This window comes from Maribellus maritimus (assembly GCF_022267315.1).
In the GTDB taxonomy this organism is placed as follows: Bacteria; Bacteroidota; Bacteroidia; order Bacteroidales; family Prolixibacteraceae; genus Draconibacterium; species Draconibacterium maritimum.
The window spans coordinates 42,373-63,774 of the sequence record NZ_JAIKLE010000037.1 but is presented as its reverse complement, the minus strand read 5'-3'; the positions used below and the strand labels follow the sequence as shown (position 1 = coordinate 63,774).

The 21,402-nt window shown below is 38.0% G+C and carries 17 protein-coding genes; 5 read left to right on the top strand and 12 right to left on the bottom strand.

From position 1 onward, the window contains the following. Nucleotides 1–1,177, top strand: a 1,177-nt coding sequence (locus tag K5G00_RS23750; RefSeq protein ID WP_238769000.1) for a tetratricopeptide repeat protein, incomplete at its 5' end; no start/stop codon positions are given. A gap of 175 nt (nt 1,178–1,352) precedes the next feature. On the opposite strand, the gene K5G00_RS23745 is transcribed toward K5G00_RS23750, so the two are convergent. The 8 genes from K5G00_RS23745 to K5G00_RS23710 form a co-directional block, all read right to left on the bottom strand. Next, nucleotides 1,353–2,072, bottom strand: coding sequence for a hypothetical protein (locus tag K5G00_RS23745; protein WP_238768999.1), 720 nt, complete (start codon nt 2,070–2,072; stop codon nt 1,353–1,355). Nucleotides 2,073–2,356: 284 nt separating this feature from the next. Further along, complete coding sequence (locus K5G00_RS23740) at nt 2,357–3,109, bottom strand: hypothetical protein (protein WP_238768998.1); 753 nt, start codon at nt 3,107–3,109, stop codon at nt 2,357–2,359. 11 nt (nt 3,110–3,120) lie between these two features. After that, nucleotides 3,121–4,404 carry a hypothetical protein gene (locus K5G00_RS23735; protein WP_238768997.1) on the bottom strand — a complete coding sequence of 428 codons (1,284 nt, stop codon included), beginning with the start codon at nt 4,402–4,404 and terminating at the stop codon, nt 3,121–3,123. A gap of 254 nt (nt 4,405–4,658) precedes the next feature. Beyond that, nucleotides 4,659–6,356: a sugar phosphorylase gene (locus tag K5G00_RS23730; protein WP_238768996.1), complete on the bottom strand. Its 1,698-nt coding sequence runs from the start codon at nt 6,354–6,356 to the stop codon at nt 4,659–4,661. 15 nt (nt 6,357–6,371) lie between these two features. Beyond that, nucleotides 6,372–7,589, bottom strand: coding sequence for a glycosyltransferase family protein (locus tag K5G00_RS23725; protein WP_238768995.1), 1,218 nt, complete (start codon nt 7,587–7,589; stop codon nt 6,372–6,374). A 165-nt stretch (nt 7,590–7,754) separates the two neighbouring features. Next, nucleotides 7,755–9,206 carry a glycosyltransferase family protein gene (locus K5G00_RS23720; RefSeq protein ID WP_238768994.1) on the bottom strand — a complete coding sequence of 484 codons (1,452 nt, stop codon included), beginning with the start codon at nt 9,204–9,206 and terminating at the stop codon, nt 7,755–7,757. Continuing rightward, nucleotides 9,203–10,126 carry an HAD family hydrolase gene (locus K5G00_RS23715; protein ID WP_238768993.1) on the bottom strand — a complete coding sequence of 308 codons (924 nt, stop codon included), beginning with the start codon at nt 10,124–10,126 and terminating at the stop codon, nt 9,203–9,205. Before K5G00_RS23715 ends, K5G00_RS23720 begins: the two co-directional genes overlap by 4 nt. Continuing rightward, nucleotides 10,077–11,369, bottom strand: a complete 1,293-nt coding sequence (locus tag K5G00_RS23710) for a glycosyltransferase family protein (protein ID WP_238768992.1) — start codon at nt 11,367–11,369, stop codon at nt 10,077–10,079. The genes K5G00_RS23715 and K5G00_RS23710 overlap by 50 nt, the downstream gene beginning before the upstream one ends. Nucleotides 11,370–11,725: 356 nt before the next feature. Between K5G00_RS23710 and K5G00_RS23705 the strand changes: the two genes are divergently transcribed. Next, complete coding sequence (locus tag K5G00_RS23705; RefSeq protein WP_238768991.1) at nt 11,726–12,289, top strand: SAM domain-containing protein; 564 nt, start codon at nt 11,726–11,728, stop codon at nt 12,287–12,289. A gap of 285 nt (nt 12,290–12,574) precedes the next feature. Here the strand turns inward: K5G00_RS23705 and K5G00_RS23700 are convergent, their stop codons facing one another. Further along, complete coding sequence (locus K5G00_RS23700) at nt 12,575–12,781, bottom strand: helix-turn-helix domain-containing protein (protein WP_238768990.1); 207 nt, start codon at nt 12,779–12,781, stop codon at nt 12,575–12,577. Between the two features lie 2 nt (nt 12,782–12,783). After that, nucleotides 12,784–13,323 carry a DUF2975 domain-containing protein gene (locus tag K5G00_RS23695; RefSeq protein ID WP_238768989.1) on the bottom strand — a complete coding sequence of 180 codons (540 nt, stop codon included), beginning with the start codon at nt 13,321–13,323 and terminating at the stop codon, nt 12,784–12,786. 197 nt (nt 13,324–13,520) lie between these two features. Here K5G00_RS23695 and rimO point away from each other — a divergent pair, with 197 nt between their 5' ends. Next, nucleotides 13,521–14,819, top strand: coding sequence for a 30S ribosomal protein S12 methylthiotransferase RimO (gene rimO / locus K5G00_RS23690; protein WP_238768988.1), 1,299 nt, complete (start codon nt 13,521–13,523; stop codon nt 14,817–14,819). A gap of 101 nt (nt 14,820–14,920) precedes the next feature. Here the strand turns inward: rimO and K5G00_RS23685 are convergent, their stop codons facing one another. Then, entirely contained in the window at nt 14,921–15,565 is a 645-nt protein-coding gene (locus tag K5G00_RS23685) for a tetratricopeptide repeat protein (RefSeq protein ID WP_238768987.1), read from the bottom strand. 17 nt (nt 15,566–15,582) lie between these two features. Then, nucleotides 15,583–17,709 (bottom strand): TonB-dependent receptor, encoded by a 2,127-nt coding sequence (locus K5G00_RS23680; protein ID WP_238768986.1) that lies wholly within the window; start codon nt 17,707–17,709, stop codon nt 15,583–15,585. Nucleotides 17,710–18,049: 340 nt separating this feature from the next. Between K5G00_RS23680 and K5G00_RS23675 the strand changes: the two genes are divergently transcribed. Together K5G00_RS23675 and K5G00_RS23670 are read left to right on the top strand one after the other, a co-directional pair. After that, on the top strand, nt 18,050–19,180 hold the full coding sequence (locus K5G00_RS23675; RefSeq protein ID WP_238768985.1) for a glycoside hydrolase family 88/105 protein: 1,131 nt from the start codon (nt 18,050–18,052) through the stop codon (nt 19,178–19,180). Nucleotides 19,181–19,216: 36 nt separating this feature from the next. Next, nucleotides 19,217–21,382 (top strand): alpha-galactosidase, encoded by a 2,166-nt coding sequence (locus K5G00_RS23670; protein WP_238768984.1) that lies wholly within the window; start codon nt 19,217–19,219, stop codon nt 21,380–21,382. The last annotated feature ends 20 nt before the right edge of the window (nt 21,383–21,402 follow it).

The following is a 21,402-nucleotide window of genomic DNA, read 5'->3' as shown; positions in this document are numbered from 1 at the left end:
GGCCGCGATACAGGCAGAACAGGACAGTTTATATAATGCCGCCATTGCGGGTGCCGACGGATTTTTTAACAACAGTGAATACGAAAATGCACGCAACAAATACCGTTCTGCTTTAGACATTAAACCGGAAGAGAGCTATCCACAAGAACAGTTGGATGCGATAAACCAGCTTCTGGAAGAAATTGCCTTTGCCCAAAGAGAATCTGAGGCTCTAAACCGAAATTATGAAAATGCGATTCAAACTGCCGATAATTTTTTCAGAACAGAAAATTACAACGATGCAAAGACAAATTATCAGAAGGCATCAGATTTAAAGCCGGCAGAGGAATATCCTACTCAAAAAATAGAAGAAATTAACGAGATTTTGCGCCAGCAGCAGGTAAATGAAGAGTACCGAAGTATTATTGTTGCAGCCGATGGTTTTTTCAAAACAGAGTCTTATACTGAAGCTAAATCAGAATACGAAAAAGCACTTGGCGTAAAGCCGGATGAGCAATATCCAAAATCACAAATCAGCAAAATCAACGATATTTTCAAACAGGAACAGGAGCGTATTTTAGCAGAGCAACAGGCTGCAGCTGATTTGGAGAGACGCCGAAATGAAATTCAGCAAATGAATGCGGAAGCAGAGGAAAGTGAAATTACAAGTGAAGCCGGACTTAACGCATTATACAATGAATACATCAGAATGGCTGATTCTTATTTTGATAATGAAGAATATAACACCTCGCGTGGTTGGTATTATAAAGCCTGGGATGTAAAGCCGGAAGAAACGTATCCGCCGCAGAGAATAGATGAAATAAACAGGTTGGTTGGTGGTTTACTGGCCAATCAGCGCGATCGGGATTATCAGAATTTTGTCAATTTAGCTGATTCTACTTTCCGGGAAAATCAATTCGCTGTTGCGCGTGGTTGGTATAACAGAGCGCTTTCCGTTAAATCGGATGAAGACTATCCCAGAACTCAGTTAGCCGAAATTGAACGATTGGTAAATGAACGTTTAGCCGGGCAGTCGGGAGAATTATTTAATAGCCATTTGGAAAAGGCATCCGTTGCGTTTGATACACAAAATTATTCGGTTGCCCGCTTCTGGTATAAAAAAGCGCTGGAACTTCAACCCAACAGTCAGGATGTGAAAGATAAACTGGCTGAAATTGAAGAAGCGTTGAAAAACTAAGTCGGCGCAAGCCTTAATGTGTATTTTTATCATTCATCCCGATATTCGGTATATTTCAGAATCTGTTTGAAATAAAGAGATACTGATATAGGTTCAGCAGGATGTACCCTAATTGGAAATAAGAGATGACAACAATCTGTTGAGGTGGCTAAAGTTTGTCTCCCAAAAAAGGGGACTAATAGTGCGCCTGTAGTTTCTGTTTGAAGATTTTATTGACTTGATTTTGAATGCATTTGAGCAAAGTTGTGTCGAGTTGTTCAGAATAGATACGCATAATTTCTTTTACTTCGGAATTGATGATGATTCCTCCTTTGGCGGCATCAAAAAGTCTGCAGTTGCCATTTAGTCTGATATTGTTCAACAGTTCATAAAATTCACTCTGTATTAAAAGCCGGTTAATGAGAAGATATCCTTTGTTCTTTTCTTCATAATCCATGTAAATATTTTCTTCAATTTCTTCCAGTATAAAACACTTGTTTATTTTAATAAAAGCCTCATTTTCGATATGGATTTTTTTGGCAAGAATCACTCCTTGTTTTTCAAAGCATTCCTGAATTTTCCTGATGTGTTGATAATCGGGCAGGTATTTTATCCGAATAGCATGGGATTGGTTACTGCTGAAAGTAACAGTTGCTGTTGCCACGTTTAATTTATCCAGCGCACACGATTTTATTTTTTGTGAAAAACGCAAAACTTCTTCGAGTGTATAATACTCCTTTGTAAAAAGAAAAATAGAATTTGGGATGGCTTTTTCAGGAACGGTACCGTAATAATTTGAGTACGGTAAGTTGGCTTCGGCAACACTTGTATTGGGGAGTATATTTTTTTTCCACGGGATTAGTGATTCTTTTTTTGCGATCGAGCCGCAAACCCGGATAGAATGACTGGAATTCATGGCAGTTATCTTTATGTTTTTGTTTTAGTTTATACAGGAAAATACCCGGAAAATGTTTCGTAGAATAGCAGGAATTTACAGGAACATGCCAAAGAATATTTTGGCAGCCGGTATTGTTGAAAACAAAACGACTATTCCAGATGTCAGTTTTCTCGTCATTCTGAACATGTTTAAGAATCTCAAATTACAAATAAACATATCCTGATATAAATTCAGAATGACGTTCCACCGTTTTTTAGTTACCTGTGATAGGCCTCGGTTTATTCGTTTTACAGCAAAATTACTTAAACTTCTAATACCGAATTAAAAATAACCGTAGCTCCGCGGTATTCAAAAAGTGTTGTCCAAAATTGTTCCGAAAGATTAATTTTCTGATCATTTTCAGGAGTCCGGTGCGGGACAATATAAATGATAAATTCACTTAAGTCGGGCAAAGCCGGCCCTTTTTTTCCCAGTTTATCCAACGTTTCTTCGGGATTCTCGATCATTTTATTTATCGCTGTTTCCCAATTGCTTCCGTAAAAACTAAACAAATCGCTGTTTTCAAGCATATCGGAATAGACAACGAGGTATTTTTTGTCGCCTTCCATATTTTTCATTTTTATCAGTTCGCGAGTCACCTTTTGGTAAATTTTTGAAGCATTGGTTCCCCAGTCTGCACTGGCTAATATCTGTGAAAAATTAGCTTCAAATTGCGCACAAAATTTTACTACTTCATCTCTACGGTTTAAAGGATTTTCGCCCATCATCCCGGTTTCTCCCGCTTTAATTTTAGCTGTTTTTGACTTTGAATCAGAAATCTCATTTATCAGCGAAAGTTTAATACTGGCTCCTGAATATCCTCCGTTTTCTTTGTCAAGCTTCATTAACTTTAACAGTTTGGGGACACTTTCAGATACAAAGTTTTCGTCTCTGAATTTTTCGTCGGTAACATCAATCAGAACACAAATGTCGGTGGTTTTTGCTACTTCATTTTTGCAAGAGGCAAAAATGAACAGAAGCAATATCCAAAAATAACCTGACTTTTTAATATTCATAATTGCTTCTTTTATGATTTGTCGAGTTCAGGGATATCAGAGAAATAACCATTTAAATTGCCAAGCATTTCTGCCCACGATTTGGGCTGTTTATGGTTATTCCGGAAAGTGAGGTTGGTATCACGGTAATTAAAAATGGCTTCTTTAAAATTACTGTTTATTTTTCGCTCCATACCCTGACAAAAGGCCAACACTTTATTATAGTTTCCGGCGATTTGAATTTTCTGTGTGTTTAAATCCTGAATACGGTTTTTAAATAATGCCGTTTTTTCGGAATATTCATTTTGAATTTCTTTTCGTTGTATATCATATTCGTTTTTTTCGGCAGCCCGTTTGTCGTTGATTTCCTTTTCTACTTTTACAAAAGCCTCTTCCTCTTTGTGGAATTTGTGATAAACCTCAACAAATTCATTGCTGTCGTCGTGTGCAAAAAAGGAAGCTATTGTGCCGACCAGAAAAAGAATTATACCGATAGTAAAAAAGGTCCACTGGTCCAGAAAAAGCTGTTCTTCAGGAACTCCTAGTTCCTCCAGGTAGTTGGTTCGTAACAGGGCTGTAAAATAGCTTACCGATGCAACAGTCAGAACCAGCAGAATAAAAAGGAAAGGGTAGATTTTATGTGTTTTTGCCTGTTTTAGAATTTTACCTGCTGCATGAGCCAGAAAAGGCAATGTAATAACCAATACACCTGCCATTATCAACGTGAGCAACGGAGTTTCCCGAAACGAAACAAAAACCTGGTTGTTTAAAGGGAACTCTGCAATTCCAATGGCAAACAACAGTAAAATGTAGGCCCAGTAGGGTTTAAAATGAATGTTCAGTTCTTCTCTGTTGTGTTTTTTAGTGACTTCTTCCCAGCGGTTTTTAATTCTTTCAAAACGTTTTTTTGAAGTCTGGTAGTGTGGCGAATTTTCGATGTCTTTTACTGTGTCGAGGTGGTTGTTGTTTAATTCTTCCAGCTTTCTTGCTTTTTCCTTCCCGGCTTCATTTAAAAGCAGTTGGATTTTATCCGGACTCAATTCTTTTAATTCGTTGCTAACCGGTTTATAGTTTCGATCTTTTAAATCATCAAGCACCTGCCGCCCGTTTTTATATAACTCTTCAACTTCTGCCTGATAATTATTTCTGATTTCGTGTTCGTAAGGGGTTACAAATGTGTCGTCAACCGAAGGCAAATTTCTTTTCCCGTCTTCTTCGCCTTTTTTGTTGCTGTTGGCCAGATTCAATCTGTGTTTGTCAGATAGTTTTAAATCCAGCTCTTTCTGATATTCGTTCAGAAAAACATCTGTTTCCATGGCTGTTTGCTTTTAGTTTTGGTATCTAATAAAACGCTTTTCTCAAACGCAAAGTATATAACCCGATGTATTTATGTGAGTTAATTCGTTTATCAGACCGTTTTAAAGGGTGAAATGTTGCAGGGAGTCGACAAAATTGAAAAAAGGTTACAAGAAGAGTTATTTTTATAAAGGCTGCTTAAACCGGCAACTGTTTTATAGTTTTAAAGATGACTGGAAGCTTCAAAAAATAAATGATAGTTTTTTGACTTACTTTAGATAGTGCTTAACCACATGCACTGATATGGCTTTAAGGATTTTTGGCTTATTTTTTTATTTTCAATCAAATTAAAGGTGCATAGTTTGAATTGTTCAGAAAGAGTAAACGATTGTTCTTTGTCTGTAAGGTTTGCAACCAATACAATCGTTTGTTTTTTATTTTTTGATATCCGGGCCAATGCAAGCAAATGGTTTCCCATCTCCAGAATTTCCTGCTTTGCATTTGGGTGAAAAGCCTTTTGCTTTTTTCTAAGGGAAATAAGCTCTTGCAGTGACTCAAATACTTTCTTTTGAGGTGTATCACTGCTTAATATTTGCTGAAGTTCATCAAAATTCCACTTTCTTCGGTTGATGGTTCTGTTGTGTTTTGTTTTAGCAACTCCTTCCAAATAATTTGGAGTTGCAGTTAAACTGTGAATATAAAATGCGGGAACACCCTGAAAGCTCATCATAATAATCTGGGACGCCAGAAACCGTTCTACCTGAAAATTATCAATTCCACAATGGGTTCCTTTTAATGCGTCGAAATAGGTAATATTAAGTTCGTAGGGACTTTGGGTTCCGTCCGAATTGGATTTGTAGTTTACCAGCCCGCCAAATTTTTGCATATTGTCAACCAGTTCGGTTTTTTCGTTGTCAGGAAGAAGTCCTTCCAGCGGACGAACGCCAATTCCATCGTGCGACGCAGTAAAGTTAAAAAAAGTGGTCTCGTCGTTTAGTTCAGGTAAACTTTCAGCCCATTTGTTTAAGTAGGTCGAGTTTCCGGTGTGTAAAGCATGGAGCAGGAGGGGAGGTAAACTAAACTGATATACCATGTGTGCTTCATCGTTGTTTCCAAAATAACTCAGATTTTCTTTGTTCGGCACATTGGTTTCCGTTAGAATAACTACCGATGGATTGATATATTCAGCTACATCGCGCAAAAGTTTTACTACTTCATGAGTTTCGGGCAGGTGCAGACACGTTGTCCCGGTTTCTTTCCACAAAAATGCGATGGCATCTAAGCGGATAATTTGCGCCCCTTTTGAAATGTAGCCCAACAAAATATCTATCATTTCGATGAGTAGCTCAGGATTGGAAAAATTCAGATCCACCTGGTCGGCGCTGAATGTGGTCCACACGTGTTTTATTCCGTTTGAGGTTTTACAGGCGGTTAAAAGCGGCGTGCTTCTTGGGCGAACAACCTGCGAAAGATCGGTCTTTGGGTCTTCGGTAATAAAATAGTCTTTACCTTTTCCTTCCTGTTTCAGAAAGTTGTGAAACCACTCACTTTTACTGGACGCGTGATTGATAACCAGGTCGGCCATCAGCGCAAAATTTTCATTGAGCGATTTTACATCACCCCAGTTTCCCAGTTCGGGATTCACCTCTCTGAAATTGATAACCGAAAAACCATCGTCACTGGAATAGGGAAAAAAAGGTAAAATGTGAATTACAGATAGTTGGTCCTTTACCTTTTCATCCAGAAATTTTTTGAGTGTTTGTAAAGGAACTTCTCCTTCCTTTTTTATGCTGTCGCCATAGGTGATTAATACAACTTCTTTTTCATCCCATTTCTCTTTATTATGCTGAATCCTCGGGTATTGGGCAATAACTTCTGCAAGTTTTACCAACAGTTTGTCAGAATAGTTCTTTTTGTACACAAACTGCAATCGTTTTTCCAGTTGCTTTGAAATTTTATCTGAAAGATTCATCCTTTTTTATTTGGGTTAGATACAATCGTTGTCTTTTTCAACAATTTGATAAAACTCTTCAAAAATCTCAGGGAAGGCACTTTGTACTCTTTTCCAGCTGGGCATGAGTGGAACCATGTCGGGATTGTTCAGGAAATTTATTCCGGATTGATACACATTTTTTACAAAAAGGTCAATCACCTCTTCTTCTTTATGAAAATCGTATTGAAGCCCGTTCATTGCTGCATCAGCTTTGTATAAATCAACAAATTCCAGGGCGATTCTCCAGTATGTTGCTTTTAGTGTTCTGAAAAATTCGGTACTTAGTGTAATTCCGTCGGACGCCAGTTTGGCAAAAATTGCCCTAGAAATATCGCGGCTCATTTTTGAAAGTCCTTTTTCAGCATCTTCCTCAGAAAGCGATTGGTGCTTATGATCATACCGGTCAGCAATTTCTACCTGACAAATCCGGTTAAACGAGTTATTTCGCTCAACTTCAGATAAAATTCCAATTTCCAGTCCCCAGTCGTATGGAATCCGAATGGTTTTTATAATATCAGCGCGCATCGAAAATTCTCCTGCCAGCGGGTAACGGAAACTGTCGAGGTATTCCAGATAATTATGGTGCCCGAGTAATTTTTTTAGTGTACGCAACAAAGGAGTTACCAGCAAACGAACAGCGCGACCGTGCATTTTTTCATCGTCCGACCTGAAATAATATCCTTTGCAATATTTGTAATTAAACGTTGGGTCGGCAACCGGGTAAACAAGGCGTGCAAGCATCTCACGGTTGTAGGTAATAATATCGGCATCGTGGATTGCTATTGCTTCTGATTTGCCGGAAGAAATCATGTACCCAAAACAGAACCATACATTTCTTCCTTTGCCTGCAACTGAAGTATTAATCCTTTTAGAAGCCAGTTTTTCCTTCAACTTTTGCATTCGGGGACCGTCGTTCCAAATTACACGATGATGTTGCGGGAGTTCAGCAAAATATTCCAGCGCATTCCGGTATTGAAAATCGTCGGCCTGATCCAGTCCAATTATAATTTCAGAAACGTAGGGTATATCTTTTAAAATTTTCACAATATCTTTTAGAGCTTGTCGCGAGAGCTCGGAATACAATGACGGGATGATTAAACCAATAGGGCGTTGTTTACTAAATTTTATGAGTTTCTGTTCCAGTTCTTCGTAAGGACGTGAACGTAAATTGTGTAACGTAGCAACAAAACCGTTTTGATAAAAGTCTCCCATAATTTTCCTTTTTTACTATAAATACTGTGGTAAGTTTAAGTTGTAAAACAGATTTACAACTCTTAAATATAGTTAAACCAAATGATATTTTGGTTTTGTTTTTCAGGGAAAGGAGGTAGTTAACTCAAAAATAAGAATAAAGAAATTTGTCTTTTTTCTATATGGTCACAATGAACGCATAAACATACTTTTGATAATTGGCTTTAACTTGCTGGCAATAATTTCATGATCAAAGTTGTCTTTTAAAATTTTGAGATTGTGCAAAACAACGTGGTTTCTGTATTCTATGTCGGTTAGCAAACGGTATGATTGGTCTACCAGTTCTTCGGTAATTCCCGTATTATCGATTGCGGGTAATATAAAACCAAGCTTTTCAATTTCTTCCTTATAAATTTCGTATTTGTTAATCACCGCCGGTAATCCCAGCGAAATCATTTCCAGTAAATTATTTCCAAAACCTTCCACATCGCTAAAATATGTGCCGATACCGCCATGCGCCGCTATAACAGAAGGGATTTCTGCAAACTTGTAAAATTTTGTATCGACAATAATATCGCGGTGAGATAAAACATGGTGTTCTCCAAATATCAGAAGAACATTGCTGTCTGGATCGTGCTTGCATTTTTCTGTATAATGTTCATAAAGGGTATTCAAATAAGCATTTTGTTCATCGCCGGAGTGTCCGCTAACAACCAAAGCAACACATTTGGGTTTACCGTTCTTTTTGAATTTCTTTTCCAGTTCAAATGCCAGGTCTATTGCCAGTTCAATTTTTTTACGTGGAACAACTCTTGTGTGCTGTAACAAAATAACGGTGTCTTCCAACGTAAATCCTTTGCTTTTTGCCTCTTGATCCAGCCCGATATCTTTGAAAAAAGAATTATTGTAACTGTCCTGTGGCGGTGCAATCGGAAATTCATTTTGTGACCTCAACTGTTCCCATTCCCAGGGAATGTCGGAAGTGTTGGGAACTACTGCTGTGCGATTTTCAAAAAACCTATCGATGTCAATAACTTTGTTATACATCTGAAACACTTTTTTACCCAGCTCCACCTGCTTTTTGTTGATAAAAGCAATGGAATTGACATAGGCTCCGGGCAGGTATTTTAAATATTTCTGAATGACCGGATTGGGATGAGCAAAAATAGAGCGTTCAAAATAAGAATCGTGCCACCAAACCATCAGTTTGGGCCAAATAAATCCTTCCGCCTGAAGTTCTTCGAAATAGTAGCCCAAACCAACTGCCGTGATAAAATTGTAGGGATGCGAAGTGTTGTGTGCAATAATCAAATCGATGTAGTTATCATCTACCCATTTTTTTATCACATTTTTTGCATAAAGTGCGTTTTCATGAATCAGTTCGTCCAATCCTTCTGCATTCTCATTGTTAAAATTGATCAGGATTTCCTTGTGCGCTTCACTTTTGTGCCAGAAAACATCATCGGTTTGTGCATTAAAACGAGGTGACGAGTGCGCTGCCAAAAAGAAAAAATTACCAATGTTAATTTTCATGTGTTTCGACATTGCTTTTACGGTTTGGTCGATTACAATGGAAACACCATCATTCTTCCCAATCAGCGAGTGTATGATTCCTATGCGTAATTCACTTAATTTCATTCAGTAATATCTAAAAGTTGTTTTAAATCGGTTATGATAAAGTCCGGAAAAATTCCTTTTACTCGTTCATCATCCTCACGCAAGCGTAACGAACGTTCATCGCCCGCAAACAGAACGGTTTTTAATCCCGCCTTTTGGGCAGCGTAAACATCTTTTAACATGTCGTTTCCAACAAAGATGGTCTCCCGGGGATTGATATTGTATTTGGTTCTCAGCGTGGGAATAAATTTTTGAAACAACGAAACGTCTGGTTTACCACGTAATTCTTTAAACGAAAAAACAGATAGTTCCGGATCAAAAAGCTCAATGTCAAGTGCCGATGAGAATTTTCCCGACAAAAAGTAGTTCATTAAAATAGGTGTATAGAACTGGGCGTTTGAAACAATTCCCAGAGGAATGCCCTTTTTATTTAGTTTAGTAAGGATTTCCTTCATTCCCGGCATTGGAAAAACTTTATTGCTCAGGATTTCAAAAACGAATATCGTATCAGCAAGCGATTCGCTTCCTGTTGTGGAAAGTAACCCTTTTTTTTCCGCACTTTCCAACATCTCCCGCCAAACTTTAAAGATATCAATGTCGGGGAAAGGATGTCCTTTTTGTTTGATTTCCTCCTGGTTTGTTTTTATTTTTTCAGGGAGCTTTTCCAGAATAAATGCTGCAATCGTCTCCGGATTCTTTTCAATTTTAAATCCCCCGGCCACTAACGCTTTTTCCATGTTTCCAACCGACAGGGAAGCCTGGTCGATATCACCCGACGATGAAATAAGCAAAGTCCCGTAGATATCAAAAACAATAGCTTTTATATTGATTGTTTCTGTCGCATTAGGTTTTAAATTTGGACAAAATCCCGTTGTTAACGGGTCCAATTGTTCAAGATTGTCCAACCAGCTTTTTATATCGGTTTTGAAGTTTAATTCCATATCCTTCAATAGAATATTTATTTCTGATTATTTTTTTGTTCTTCTCAATCGTTTCAGATTTTACTTTCTGAAACAAAGATTTTAGCACCTCATTTTGTTCAAATATTTTTTCTTTTTCTGTTTGCAGGTTTTTTAGACCGGCAATAATTTTCATTTGGATGTTTATGTCCAGGTCTTTGAAATCAATATCACTCTCCGGCGTATTTAGTTGTTTGTAAAGAGCCGGGAAAATAAAACCGTCGTTTCTAAAATCTCGAGAGATATATTCAATTTCGCGCCCCACAACAGGTGTGTTTAACAGCCATGGCTCAAGATATACCATTCCAAAACCTTCCTGGTAACTGGTCGTTATACAGAAGTCGCTTGCAGTCAGCAATTTTTCAAAATTTACTTTGTTGCCCGCTTCAAAAATAATTGGAATCTTTTCCTGTTTGCAGAAGTTTGTCCACTTTTGATACCCATCAATTTCTACCGGATTTTTGGGTGGCTGAGTTACAACAAAATTTACTTTCTCAGAATAAAGAACAGAAAGTAAAATCAATTCTCCGATATTCTTTCTCCTGATTACACGAACCGGATAAGTAACCAGCAGTTTGTTTTTATCCAGATTTAATTCTGAACAGATCTGTGTTTTTGCGCCTGCTTTATCCAGAATATTTTTTGAAATGTTAAACGTAACAGGATTGGGGAGCAATTCAATTCGTTCCTTTTGTACCCCATATTTTTGCAGCCGCTCAAAATCATACGAATTTAAAACTCCGAATTGGTAGTTGGGCAGCTGAGGATACAAAACCTCCCCGATACGTTGCAGAAAAATATCCGAAAGAATTTCCTTGATAAACTGGTAGTTAGCCGGACGGTCTTCAGCAAAATCATGGGAGTGATTAAATACTTTTACTCCCTCTTTTGCCAGTAAATAAACCGCATACGTTACAATCGGATTTTTTCCCAAATTTAAATTGTGAAAATGCAAAATTGCATCGACTGGCAACTGACCTCTGATTTTTTTATGTACGCGGTGTAGCATTTTCATTGCTTCTTTGTCGCCGTATCTTCTGTTTTTCAGGTAGTTTAACTCTTCGATTATTTGTATTTCGGCTCCCCTCGATGTTATTTGTTCGGGGTTTGAACAGCTACCTGCCAAAACTTTTGTCGTTTCATTAGGAAGACTTTCTATCTGAGACTCGATTATTCGTGTTACTCCGCCCGGGTTTAAATGGCTATGTGCAATAACAATTTGCATTCGATTTCTTTATTGTTTAAAAATAGGAAATCATTGGGAATTTTTATTGAACCAGCTGTTTTTAGAAAAAGTTTAACTAAAACCTAAAGTCGATAAAAGAAATGAGCCTTTGAGATATGAAGATATAACCAATATGCAGAAGATGCTGAAACATTTTGAGCCAGAGCTGAGACCAATGAAACCAGAGACAGCTCTCCTGCCAAAGTAAGTCAATTTTCAGAGAGGCAGAAAAAGAGTCTAAACCCCAATGATTGCATCTGTAATTCGTATTTCAAACTCTTTTCTTTGAAAATGAGTTGACATTCAGATTGGTAGCTTGTAATTTTATATGAGTTTTAAATTTCAAAAATCGAATCATGAAAAAGCAGTTAGCATTTATTTTGTCCTTCTTTTTGTTTTTTTCCTGTGATGATTCTAAAAATAAAGAGCCGGAGTTTAAAATTCAGGGTTGTGGAGAGGAGCAAATACTACTGGTTGAAGATGCAGTTTCTCAGGTTACTACAACCGGATTAAAACAAATGACTGATGGCAATACCTTAACGGGAGCTCAAAAGAAAATTTTAAGGAAGATATGTTCTCTTTCTGTATCTATTACTGTTATTTGTAAAGAGTGTAGCGAAAAAGATCCGAATCCATGTGCCTATTCGCAACCCAATTTACCACTGTTGCAAAAGAAGAAAAGAATAACTGTAAATCAGTTTTTCCGGGAACTGCAAAGGCAGGGAGGGATAGTTATCACGATTTGTTCTAACCGTGATGGCTCAATTCCGTCGAATGATTGTACAAATGCAATTCATTCAACCAGAGATTTACGAACAATTATCTTACATGAATTAAATCATTATGCTATTAATGATCCGGATGCCAGACATCGATCTTCTACCTGGACAGATGTTGAAGAAGTAGATTGGGATAAGTAGAATTGATGTCTCTGTATGGGACGAGGTGTCCCATATGAGTGCAGTGGTGTTTGGGTCTTTATTTTTTAACTGTTTGTTTTTCATTTGTTTGTTTTTGTGGAATGCTTTTTGTTAGGAATGGCCTACACAAAGAAAGAGTAGAATACTATATTAGATTGGTTTTCTATAAAGGGGTTTGTAAATTATCAATCATATCTTCAAAAAGCGTCCATAATTCTACTCTTTTTCTTTTTTTAATTCTCCGGTTATTTTCTTTAAACTAAATCTTCACAGGTAGAAAAAAAGTCACTCATCGATATATTCCAGTATATCTCCCGGCTGACAATAGAGTGCTTCGCAAATGGCTTCAAGTGTGCTAAAACGGATGGCTTTTGCTTTTCCTGTTTTTAATATGGAAAGATTGGCAAGCGTGATGTTCACTTTTTCCGAGAGTTCATTCAACGACATTTTGCGTTTGGCCATCATTACATCAAGATTCACAACAATTGCCATAGTTAAACGGTTAAGTCATTTTCGGATTGCAGTTTGACACCACGTTTAAAAATTTGGGAAACAATAAATAGAAGCCCTGCCATAAAAAGAAATTCTTTGGAACTTAGCCCTTCGTGCAAACTTTTAGCAATTTCATTTTGGTTTGTTAGCCAAAATGAAAATGTACTTCCGACATATCCCAAAATCCAAATATATAATAAAAAATAGCTTATTTTTTCCAGCCGGCGTGTTATTTCCATGGTAAAAGGACTTTGTATTTTTATATTCTGAATGATTTGTGTAGCCTGATACCAGATATTTGCCTTGAGTGCAGTAAGAACAACCAGCAACACTATCGTTAAAGTATACTTTAGAAAGTTTTGTTCTTTCAATCCATACAGATTTAGATTGTCAAACGCAAACCACGTGCCTTTGGGTTTGATAAAACTTATGATATATGAGATTATATACATTGTGGTTTGTATGGCAAAGCCGAAGAATGCAATCCATGCAAGTATTTTTAAGATTGTTAGAACTGTTTCTGTTTTAATTTTTGGCTTCATTTTTAGATTTTATTTAATTTATGTATTGTGCAAATATCAATAATTATTTATTGAAAAACAATAAAAATAGAATGAATTTCAATAATTGTTATCTATTGGGTAAAATGTAAACTATTCTATTTTTTAGACTGAAGCTTTTTCGAAATCGTTTCTATTTCAGACAAAATTATCTTTACTTTGCACAAAATTTTGAAAAAATGACAAAGAAGCGGGTAAATGTGGTTACGATGGGATGTTCGAAAAACCTTGTAGATTCTGAGGTTTTGCTAAATCAATTGGAAAAAGGAAAGTTTGAAGTGATGCATGACTCCAACGATTTGGATTTTGATGCAGTATTTGTAAATACCTGTGGTTTTATTCACGATGCCAAACAGGAGTCAGTTGATATGATTTTGGATTATGTGGAAGCCAAAAAACGTGGAGATATTCAGAAACTGTATGTAATGGGGTGTCTTTCGGAACGGTATCAAAAAGATTTGGAAACGGAAATCCCCGAGGTCGATCGCTACTTTGGAAAGTTCGACTTGAAAGCAATGGTTGACGAGCTAAAAGTAACTTACCAGCCGGAGTATATTTATGAACGCAAAATTACCACTCCTTCGCATTTTGCTTATCTGAAAATCTCGGAAGGATGTAATCGCTCGTGTTCGTTTTGCGCCATTCCGCAAATGACAGGCCGTCACAAATCAAAATCGATTGATAATTTGGTTAAAGAAGCCCGCTATCTGGCAAAAAGAGGAGTAAAGGAAATTTTGCTTATCGCCCAGGATTTATCGTATTACGGGATTGATATATACGGAAAAAACCGGTTGGCTGAATTGATCAATCAAATTTCGGAAGTGGATGGGATCGAGTGGATTCGTCTGCATTATTTGTATCCCACAAAATTTCCATACGAAATTTTACCGGTGATGCGTGAAAATCCGAAGGTATGCAAGTATCTTGATATGCCGCTGCAACATATTGCCAATCCGGTCTTGAAAAATATGTTGCGTCATGTTACCCGCGAAGAAACAGAGAATCTGATAAAAAGAATAAAGCAGGAAGTGCCGGGTGTAATTCTTAGAACTACTATGCTTGTTGGTTTTCCGGGTGAAACCGAAGCTGATTTTAAGGAATTAAAAACGTTTATTCAGGAAACCAAATTTGAAAAGCTCGGTGTTTTCCCGTATTCAAATGAAGAGGGGACTTATGCAGCCAAAAAGTTTGAAGATAGTTTACCGGAAGAAGTGAAACAGGCTCGCGCCGATGAGATTATGGAGCTGCAACAGCAGGTCTCGGCAGAATTGAATCAGCAAAAAGTTGGTCAAACTTTTAAAGTGATTGTCGACCGGAAAGAAGGCGACTTTTTTATTGGCCGCACCGAATTCGATTCGCCGGAAGTAGATGGCGAAGTTTTTATTACATCGGAAAAAGCCTTAGAAAAAGGACAATTTGTACAGGTTAAAATTACCGGTGCCGAAGATTACGATTTGTTCGGAATTGAGGAGATCTGAATCCTGAAACCCGTCAAACGGTTCTAAACCACCTGACGGATAATAAGTTTGAAAGCCGGTGCGCGAATTAAAACCAATTGGCAGGTAACAGTTTTCCTCATTCACTTATTTGCCAGTAACTTTTTCAGCTCTTCCTCATTTTGTGCTTTTCCCCAGTTGGGCGAAATAGCTGTTGCAGGTTGAAATTTGTCAAATTTTTCTTTAGCCTGTTCAAAAATGGGTTTGGCTGCTGTGGCGCCTCCTCCAAATTGTTGAGGCATATTTAATGTTGTAATGGCGCGTAAATAATAACTGCGCGGGTTATTTGGATTCAGTTTGATGGCTTTTTCCAGCGCCTTGTTCATTTTTCCCATGTATTCTGCACCTCTGGCAATCGGGTCGACTGTAATTCCGGCCGGATACAAAAAAGCTTGCAAGGCATATAATTCCGATTCATCAGGTTCGATTTTAAATGCTTTATCTAAAAAGTTCTGTGCTTTTTCCAGATATGTACCTTTCTGTGAATTGTTGGGCAAAGCGTAGGTAATTACAATATACGAGAAGGCTGCATAATACAGCGGAAGCCACTCATTTTTTTCATTTAAACTAATTCTTTCAAAAGTGTTCGCCGCATTCAGAAAATCATCACCAGTTTTTGCCTGGTTGAGATTTTCTAAAGCATTCATCATTGCTTGTTCATACTTGTTTTGTTGTGGATTGGAAATCAAAAAAAGAAAAGAAAGTAAAATGGTTACTAAAGTTTTCATGATGTTAAGTTTTGTGGTTAAAATTGGAATGATATCAAAAGTACGGCCGTACGTTTAGTGGCTGGTGTCACCGCTTGTCTGGGATGGAAACCTGATTCGTTAGGAGTGTTGCTGTAGGTATACCCAAAAATGTTATTAAACCCAAACATGTTATTTACAATCAGATGCAACACGGTTTGTGTATTAAATAAATACATAAGATGAGTTAATCCAATGCTGATGTCGTTGTAGCACTTGGTTCGGTCCGACATAAATTCGGGATTATTTGGGTTGTAATACGGGCGTCCGCTGGCAAAAGAATAAGTAACAGAGGCAAAAGACTGAATTCGGGTAAAAAAACGTTTGTACACCACCGAGAGATTGTGTGCTGAAACAAAATAAGGTGTGGCCTCGACCGGAAAATCATGGTAATTGCGTTTTGAACCAATCCAGGAATAGGAAATCCAGTAATCGCTTTTCCCAAACTCCTTCCGGTTGCGCCAGAAAACATCGATACCCCGCGAATAGCCAAAGCCACTGTTGTTGTAATTTTCCGGGGCTGCAGAGTCCGCTTTATCGTATTTGATCAAATCAGAGTATTTTTTGCAGTAGGCCTCAAAACGAAAGGATTTCGTGCCCTTTTTGTATTGCCAGGTTAAAATAGAATGTGTCGACTTTTCAGGTTGAAGATTGTCGTTAAATTTTAAATAATCTTCTTCCGGATTCTGGCAGAATTTTCCAAAAGCGGTGGAAAGCTGGCTGTTTTTCCCGGTTTTTATGGCCGCCGATAAACGAGGCATCCAATTTGACCGTTGAATTAATGAACTGTATTCCGCTCTCAAACCAGCGCGAACTGCCAGGATATGGTTGATTTTTATTTCCGATTCAACAAACGAAGACAATTGCTGATTGGTAAAACCAAATTTATAGTTTCCACCGATATTTACCTTTTGAAGATAATCGTAGCCAACCCAGTCGGTACCAAATTTTGTTGTAATTTTTTCCGTGGTGAAGTTGGTAAAAACTGTTTTCACCTGTCCGCTCTTTTTTAACGTATTTATCGGTTCATTTTCCAATACAATCTTATCATTGTCCGTATTAATGGATACTCCTGTATTTACCATCCACTTTTCGCCTAACATTTCGTTGTAAGTTGTATTCAGGTAAACATTATTATTGGTCAGGGCTAAATTTTGAAATTTTGATTCCTTGAAATTATCATACAACAAGGTGCTTGTTTTGTAGTTAAAGCTTCCAAAGGTTTTTATCATTCCCGTTTCGCTGGTTTTATGACGAAACAGAATTGTTGAGCCTGAAATTATTGGTTCTTTTATCCAGTCGATATTTTGTGGAAACAAACGGTTAGTTAATCCAGTGTGTAGTATTTCTCCTGTGACCGCCAGTGACGTATTGTTCCAACGATGCGCATGTGAGCCCTGGATTCCAACCGTTAAAACGGAGACGTTCGACTTTGTTTCAGGTTCAAGTGCTGTGGTATTTAGTGCAACAATGGAAGACAGCGCCTGTCCGAATTCGGCGGAATAACCGCCTGTACTAAAAACCGAACCGCTAAAAAGCAAAGGCGAGAAACGTCCTTGTGTGGGAAGGTCGGGCATTTGAGAATAGTAGGGAGAGTTTATCAGTATGCCATCCATAAAAGTTTTGGTTTCGTATGCTTCGCCGCCACGCACAAACAACCGGCCTTCTTCGCCTACTTTCTGGGTTCCTGGTAAAGTGCCGAAAGCGCCAAAAACATCACCGTTGGCTCCGGCTGTTAATGCAATGTCCAGCGGTTTTAATAAAACTGATTTCTTTTTGTCGCTGGCTTCAAAAGTTCCGGCATTAATCACAACTTCGTTTAACTCACTAACTTCGTCCTGTAAGATGATCTTGAGGTTTTGAATGTTTTCCAAAATTTGAAGTTGAATTGCCTGGGTTTTATAACCTATAAAGCTTGCAATCAGTGTTTGGTCTCCGGTTAAATCAGTTTCAAAACTGAAATATCCAAGGCTGTCCGAAGTCGTTCCGTCATAGGAACCCTGAATAAAAATATTCGCTCCGGTAATCGGCTCGTTGTTTTCGGAAAAAATAGTTCCCCATATTTCAATCTGCGCTGAAAGGTGAAATACCGGGAACTGAAGTAGTATAAAAAGGATTGTTTTCATGGTGTTTTGTTTTCTGGTTCAAATATCAACAGGAATTATTTGGCCGGAAAAAAATAGATTACGGCTGGTTCTTTTAATTGGTTGAGTGGTAAAATAGATGTACGAACGGAAGAGCACTTTTTTTGATTCCAACGCTCAAATGTTCAATCTTGTATTTTTTTATTTGAGAAGGGTTTCATTTCTGCTTTTAAGTGCGATTCTGAAAAAATATTTTTAATGGTTTTCACATGAATCAATTAAATTTCAGTGAACAACTTCATTTAAATAATCGGATAATTGTGTGGGAAGCGAAATTTTACGAATTTGCAATATTATTTAAACCAATAATTGCTAAGTCAAAATGAAAACGAATAAAATTACACTTTCATTCGCCTTCCTTGTTGTATTTATTGTCACGGCTTTTGCACAGAAACTTCCTGACAAAGAGGAAGTTTTAAAACAAATGGTTTTAGCTAACGATTATTTTATGAAAAAATGGCCGGATACCGGAAAAACGATTGTTACTAATCGCGAACGCCCCAGTAATATTTGGACACGCGGTGTTTACTACGAAGGATTAATGGCACTGTATAAAATTTTTCCAAAAGAAGAGTTTTACAATTACGCCGTTTCATGGGCCGATTTTCATAGCTGGGGAATGCGAAACGGAAACACAACCCGAAATGCTGATGACCAGTGTTGTGGGCAGACTTATATTGATTTATACAATATTTTGCCGGAACCGGAACGTATAAAAAACATTAAGGTTTGCATGGATATGCTGGTAAATACACCGCAAGCCGACGACTGGTCCTGGATTGATGCCATACAAATGGGAATGCCGGTTTTTGCCAAGTTGGGTAAATTATTTAATGATTCAAATTATTACGACAAAATGCACGAGATGTATATGTTCACCCGAAACGAACATGGCGCCAACGGTCTGTTTAACGAGACAGATGGTTTGTGGTGGCGCGATGCAGATTTTGATCCGCCTTACAAAGAACCCAACGGTGAAGATTGTTACTGGAGTCGTGGCAACGGTTGGGTGGCAGCTGCGTTGGTTCGTGTTTTACAAACCATTCCTGAAGATGAGCCACACAGAGATCAGTACATCAGCGACTATAAGAAAATGATGGAAGCATTGATTTCAATTCAAAGAGAAGATGGCTTTTGGAATGCAAGTTTACATGATCCAACTAACTTTGGAGGGAAAGAATTAAGTGGAACAGCATTGTTTGTTTATGGGATGGCTTATGGGGTTAATAACGGATTGCTTCCACGCGAAAAATATTTGCCTGTGCTTTTAAAAGCATGGAATGCCATGGCAGAAGAAAGTTTGCACGAAAATGGTTTTCTGGGTTATGTTCAAAGTACAGGAAAAGAACCTAAAGACGGGCAGCCGGTTACGTACGATAAACAACCCGATTTTGAAGATTACGGATTGGGCTGTTTTCTGCTGGCCGGAACAGAGGTATATAAATTGAAATAAAACTTTTAAAATAACTTAAACTAATAAAAACCAGATATGAAACGATTACTTTATTTGTTCGTTTTGATTCTTTTTTGTGGCAGTTTATTTGCCCAGGAATCTCCTATTATAATTGAAACACAAAATACGGCATTGGTTTATAAAACCGACCGGCAGAATAAACTGGTGCAGGTTTATTTTGGTCAAAAGCTCAATGACGCAGAAGAATATAACAAGCTGTTCAGCATGAATGAAGCTTATGTTCCCGCCGGAATGGATAATTTACATGAGCCGGCATTGCGGATTTTGCACAATGATGGGAATCCGTCACTATCATTAAAATTTGATGGTGTTGAGATTTCAAAAGTAGATGAAAATGTCTCGGTAACTCAAATTATTTTAAAAGACGATGTTTACCCGGTGGACGTAAAACTGTTTTTCAAAGCTTTTAAAAATGAAGATGTTATTGAAACCTGGACTGAAATTCAACATAACGAAAAAAAGCCGGTTGTACTTACTCATTTTGCTTCTTCTATGTTACAGTTTGATAAACGCGATTACTGGCTGACACAATTTCACGGCGACTGGAACAAAGAAATGCTGATGCAAGAAAGCCAACTCACCAGCGGAATAAAAGTTATAGACAGCAAACTGGGTACCCGCGCCAACAAGTTTCAGGCACCCATGTTTTTCCTTTCAATGAATGAACCTTCCACAGAAACTGAGGGAGAAGTGGTTGCTGCTACTTTGGCATGGACAGGTAACTTTAAATTTAGTTTTGAAATTACCCCGACCAACACGCTTCGTGTTATTTCAGGGATGAATCCTTATGCTTCGGAATATCATTTAAAACCCAACGATGTTTTTAAAACGCCCGAATTTATTTATACATATTCATTTAACGGAAAGGGACAGGCAAGCCGAAATTTGCACAAGTGGGCACAGAAATATCAGGTACTGGATGGTGAAGGAGAGCGACTTACACTGCTGAATAACTGGGAGGCTACATATTTTGATTTTAATGAAGACCGTTTGGTGGAATTGTTTGACGGAGCCCAAAAACTTGGAGTTGATTTGTTTCTGCTCGATGATGGCTGGTTTGCAAATAAATACCCTCGAAACAGCGATCGCGCCGGGTTGGGCGATTGGCAGGAGAACAAAGAAAAATTGCCCCATAGAATTGGGTATTTGGTTGAACAGGCTGAAAAAAAGGGAATTAGATTTGGAATTTGGATTGAGCCGGAAATGGTGAATCCCAAAAGTGAATTGTATGAAAATCATCCCGACTGGATTTTAAAATTGCCCAACCGGCCGGAACATTATTCCCGAAACCAGCTGGTTTTGGACATGGCAAATCCCGAAGTACAAACGTTTGTTTTTGATGTGGTTGATCAAATGCTTACAAAACATCCTGAAATAGGATTTATAAAGTGGGATTGTAACCGAGAAATGACCAATGAATATTCGCAATATCTGGGCGAGAATCAGTCACACATTTACATCGACTATGTAAAAGGATTTTATAAAGTAATGGAAGATCTTCGGGAAAAGTATCCTGAACTGCCGATTATGCTTTGTTCGGGTGGGGGAGGCCGCACCGATTACGGAGCAATGAAATATTTCACTGAATTCTGGCCCAGTGACAACACCGATGCCTACGACCGGATTTTTATTCAATGGGCATATTCATACTTTTTCCCGGCAAATACCATTTGTAATCACATTACTTCAATGGGCGACCAATCACTGAAGTTTCGAACCGATGTAGCAATGATGGATAAAATGGGGTACGACATCCGTGTGGAAGAGTTTACCGAAGAGGAACTTGCATTTAGCCAGCAGGCTTTGAAAGATTATGACCGTTTAAAGGACGTAATCTGGTTTGGCGACATGTACCGGCTTATTTCTCCTTACGAGGAAAGTCGTGCCGCGTTGATGTATGTAAACGAATCAAAGGAAAAAGCTGTGTTCTTCTGTTTCGACATTTATACCTACCGGGAAAATATTACCAACCCGGTAAAATTCCAGGGGCTGGATCCGGATAAAAAATATGAAGTAAAAGAAATCAATGTTCAACAAGGGAGGAGATTTGGTCCTTTTATGGGACCAGGTGGAGATAATAATGTCTTTTCAGGTGACTATTTGATGAAAGTAGGATACAATGTTAGGGGCGGCAGAGGAGATATGAGTAGCCACGTTTATGAAATTAGTGTTTTGGAATAGAGCTTTATTAAAATTTTATA

Bases quoted from the DNA above. Each gene is read 5' to 3' on its own strand.
- K5G00_RS23705 (WP_238768991.1), top strand. From the start codon at position 11,726: ATGAAAAAGCAGTTAGCATTTATTTTGTCCTTCTTTTTGTTTTTTTCC.
- K5G00_RS23725 (WP_238768995.1), bottom strand. From the start codon at position 7,589: ATGGGAGACTTTTATCAAAACGGTTTTGTTGCTACGTTACACAATTTA.
- K5G00_RS23695 (WP_238768989.1), bottom strand. From the start codon at position 13,323: ATGAAGCCAAAAATTAAAACAGAAACAGTTCTAACAATCTTAAAAATA.
- K5G00_RS23700 (WP_238768990.1), bottom strand. From the start codon at position 12,781: ATGGCAATTGTTGTGAATCTTGATGTAATGATGGCCAAACGCAAAATG.
- K5G00_RS23740 (WP_238768998.1), bottom strand. From the start codon at position 3,109: ATGAATATTAAAAAGTCAGGTTATTTTTGGATATTGCTTCTGTTCATT.
- K5G00_RS23710 (WP_238768992.1), bottom strand. From the start codon at position 11,369: ATGCAAATTGTTATTGCACATAGCCATTTAAACCCGGGCGGAGTAACA.
- K5G00_RS23735 (WP_238768997.1), bottom strand. From the start codon at position 4,404: ATGGAAACAGATGTTTTTCTGAACGAATATCAGAAAGAGCTGGATTTA.
- K5G00_RS23675 (WP_238768985.1), top strand. From the start codon at position 18,050: ATGAAAACGAATAAAATTACACTTTCATTCGCCTTCCTTGTTGTATTT.
- K5G00_RS23680 (WP_238768986.1), bottom strand. From the start codon at position 17,709: ATGAAAACAATCCTTTTTATACTACTTCAGTTCCCGGTATTTCACCTT.
- K5G00_RS23745 (WP_238768999.1), bottom strand. From the start codon at position 2,072: ATGAATTCCAGTCATTCTATCCGGGTTTGCGGCTCGATCGCAAAAAAA.
- K5G00_RS23715 (WP_238768993.1), bottom strand. From the start codon at position 10,126: ATGGAATTAAACTTCAAAACCGATATAAAAAGCTGGTTGGACAATCTT.
- K5G00_RS23720 (WP_238768994.1), bottom strand. From the start codon at position 9,206: ATGAAATTAAGTGAATTACGCATAGGAATCATACACTCGCTGATTGGG.
- K5G00_RS23730 (WP_238768996.1), bottom strand. From the start codon at position 6,356: ATGAATCTTTCAGATAAAATTTCAAAGCAACTGGAAAAACGATTGCAG.
- K5G00_RS23670 (WP_238768984.1), top strand. From the start codon at position 19,217: ATGAAACGATTACTTTATTTGTTCGTTTTGATTCTTTTTTGTGGCAGT.
- K5G00_RS23685 (WP_238768987.1), bottom strand. From the start codon at position 15,565: ATGAAAACTTTAGTAACCATTTTACTTTCTTTTCTTTTTTTGATTTCC.
- rimO (WP_238768988.1), top strand. From the start codon at position 13,521: ATGACAAAGAAGCGGGTAAATGTGGTTACGATGGGATGTTCGAAAAAC.